This window comes from Hydrogenibacillus schlegelii, from assembly GCF_001653195.1.
In the GTDB taxonomy this organism is placed as follows: domain Bacteria; phylum Bacillota; class Bacilli; order Thermicanales; family DSM-22653; genus Hydrogenibacillus; species Hydrogenibacillus schlegelii.
This window is the reverse complement of sequence record NZ_JXBB01000057.1, coordinates 1-715: the sequence shown is the minus strand read 5'-3', so window position 1 is coordinate 715 and position 715 is coordinate 1. Positions and strand designations below refer to the sequence as shown.

The following is a 715-nucleotide window of genomic DNA, read 5'->3' as shown; positions in this document are numbered from 1 at the left end:
ACACATATCGGAGGAGACCATTCGGAAGTACATCGAAGACCAGAAAGGAAAGTAAGCCGTGAGCAAAGCCGAGCGGATCAAAAACGCCCTTCAGGAGACAAAGGAGCGCAGGAAAACCCAAAGACCCGTCGTCTTTCAGCTCAAACTCCAAAATCTATCCAGAAAGAAGGCGGAAAATCTTAGAAGGGCTTTTTTGGAGGCCAAGTGGTTCTACAACGGGTTAGTCTCGGATTTGGACAGACTTAACCTCCCGGCCAACAAAGTGGGGACGGTGGAGGTGAAGGTCGGGGACGTTTTCGAAGAGAGGGAACTTGTCGTTCTCGGCTCCCAGATTAAGCAGGAAATAGCCGACAGGCTGAAAGATAACCTCCGGGCGCTTTCGAAGCTCAAACAGAACGGCCACAAAGTGGGGCGCCTCAAACCCAAGAAGTTTGTGAACTCCGTACCCTTAAAGCAGTACGGCGTAACCTACAGCCTGGACTTTGCCCGAAATAGGGTAAGAATACAGAAACTGGGGAGCTTCCGCGTCCTGGGGCTTCATCAGATCCCTCCCGATGCGGAGATAGCAAACGCCGTTTTGGTGGGGAGACCCAGCGGGTACTACCTTCACGTGACCTGTTACCTTTCCAAAGAGAATTCCCATCGCAAATCGATTGGTGGAGAAGTGGGGATAGACTTCGGGGTTGATTCGAAACTAACCCTGTCCAACGGGATC

At 51.7% G+C, this 715-nt stretch carries 1 protein-coding gene; it reads left to right on the top strand.

Translation table 11 applies throughout. From position 1 onward, the window contains the following. Positions 1-58: 58 nt before the first annotated feature. Positions 59-715: hypothetical protein (locus tag SA87_RS10890; RefSeq protein ID WP_211264228.1), on the top strand; the 657-nt coding region annotated here is incomplete at its 3' end.